General features: G+C 70.5%; 3 protein-coding genes. All 3 read left to right on the top strand.

Annotation, left to right across the window (positions count from 1 at the left end):
- Positions 1–152: 152 nt before the first annotated feature.
- On the top strand, positions 153–548 hold the full coding sequence (locus VF794_RS20605) for a response regulator (protein ID WP_331112977.1): 396 nt from the start codon (positions 153–155) through the stop codon (positions 546–548).
- Between the two features lie 26 nt (positions 549–574).
- Positions 575–1,573 carry a Gfo/Idh/MocA family oxidoreductase gene (locus VF794_RS20600; protein ID WP_331112975.1) on the top strand — a complete coding sequence of 333 codons (999 nt, stop codon included), beginning with the start codon at positions 575–577 and terminating at the stop codon, positions 1,571–1,573.
- Positions 1,574–1,608: 35 nt separating this feature from the next.
- The coding region (locus VF794_RS20595; RefSeq protein WP_331112974.1) for an Rpn family recombination-promoting nuclease/putative transposase at positions 1,609–2,146 on the top strand (538 nt) is incomplete at its 3' end.

The following is a 2,146-nucleotide window of genomic DNA, read 5'->3' as shown; positions in this document are numbered from 1 at the left end:
TTCGCGGGACCACCGGTTCGAACCTCGCCCGGAATGAACATCTTGAGAGATGCGGGGTCTGACATCACAAGGGGGGAAAGGGAGACTCCTCTCTTGATGAGAGCGCGAGGTTGCCATCCAGGTCAGGCGCTCGGGAAAGAGAGGGTGATGCCGTGAGCACGATTCTCCTGGTCGACGATGATCCGGAGCTGCTCGAGCTCTACACGGACGTGTTGGAGGTCATGGGCTACCAGGTCCTCCAGGCGCACGATGGCTCGGAAGCCCTGGAATTGGCCCACCGGTTGCGGCCCAATCTCATCGTGACGGACTGGATGATGCCGCACATGGATGGGGTCGAACTCTGCCGGAACGTCCTCCAGACGCCGGAACTCCACGGGATTCCCCTCATCATCCACAGCACCCGGCGAATTCCCCGCATCCCCGGGGTCTGGCATGTCCTCTCCAAGTTCAGCCCGCTGGAGGAGTTCGAGGATGCCGTGGCCCAGGCGCTCGACAGCTTTCCCCAGGGCTCGGTCGCCGCCGAGGCCGCCGCCCCCGCGGGAGCCTGAAGCCTCTGCTCCGCTCACCCCTGCCCATGCGAATCGGTGTCATCGGAACGAAGTGGGGCTTGATGCACGTCGGGGCCTTCCGCGCCGCGGGCGCCGAGGTCGTCGCGCTGTGCGGCCAGCAGGTGGGGCACACGCGTGAGGTCGCCGCACGGGAGGGCATTCCCCTGGCCACGACGAGCGTGCGCGAGTTGTGCGCGGCGGTGGACGCGGTGGTGGTGGCGAGCCCGGACGCACTGCACCGCGAGCACGTGGAGCTGGCCCTGGACGCGGGCCGCGCGGTGCTCTGCGAGAAGCCCCTGACGCGCACCAGGGAGGAGGCGCGGGCGCTGGTCGAGCGGGTCCGGACGGCGACGCGCCCCTGTGCGGTGAACTTCCCCTACCGGATGCTCCCGCCGCTCCAGGTGCTGCGGGCCTGGCTGTCGGAGCGCACGGCCCACCATCTGGTCGTCACGGTGCGCAACAACTTCGTCCCCACGGACGTGTTGGAGCCCGGGGCCTATGTCGGGCGCTCGGCGGACTTTGGCGGGCTCTCGCACGTGCTGGACGCGGCGCTGTGGCTGACGGGCACGACGCCCACCTGGGTGCAGGCCTCGCTGTCGGGCCGGCCCGTGCACACGGCGGCGCTGCACGTGGGGCTCTCCTCGGGGACGGTGCTGGTGCTCACGCACGCGGCCAGTCCCGAGCCGGGGCTGCATGGCGGCTGGTCCCTGCTCGGGGAGCACTGGGAGGCGGGCTTCTCCGGGGGCTTCGTCCCCGCGCGCGAGGGTTGGTGTGTCTCGCCGGTGCGGTGCTTCGAGGCCGGGGCGTGGAGGGACCTCGCTCCGGGGCTCGAACCCAGGCCCGGAGCGCGCGAGCCCTGGGCCGAGGCCCACGTGGAGACCGCGCGCCGGTTCCTCGCGCGGGTGGAGGGGACTGCCGCGCCGGACGTGGCCCTGGCCACGGTGGAGGAGGCGGCCACCGTGCAGCGCATCCTCTCGGCGGCGATGGAGTCGGAGGACGACGGCCGCCGCATCCTGTTGGACTGACCTTGGCCCGCCGCATGCTTGCGACGCGGCTCGCCATGTCTGGACCTCATGACCTCTTCGCGCGCTATACCTTCGGTCACCCCGAGCGGGCCGCGGCCGAACTGCGCGCCGTCCTGCCCGCGCATGTCGTCTCGGAAGTGGACTGGTCGTCCCTGAGGCGAGAGCCTGGAAGCGTGGTGGACCCGGAGCTGCGGGAGACCGAGAGCGACCTGCTCTTCACGGCGCGACTGCGCACGGGCCACCCGCTGTTGCTGTACGTGCTGCTGGAGCACCAGTCCTCAGTGGACAGGTGGATGGCGCTGCGCATGCTGCGCTACGTGGTGCGCCAGGTGGAGCGCTGGCGCCAGGAGCATCCAGAGAGCGCGCTGCTCCCCATCATTCTCCCGCTCGTCATGTACCACGGGCCAGAGGGGACATGGACAGCGCCCCGCCGGGTGGAGGAGCTCTTCGAGCTGCCAGAAGGAGAGGCGGAGCGGGAGCGGTGGCGAGCCCTGGTGCCGCGTTTCGAATACCTGCTCGATGACCTGACTGCCGAGCGGGAAGAGGCGCTGAGCGCGCGCCCGGGCCCGCCCC

Origin of the sequence: Archangium sp. (genome assembly GCF_036389735.1) — a bacterium.
Classification (GTDB): domain Bacteria; phylum Myxococcota; class Myxococcia; order Myxococcales; family Myxococcaceae; genus Archangium.
The sequence above is the reverse complement of the archived record's forward strand: the minus strand, read 5'-3'. Positions and strand labels throughout refer to the sequence as shown.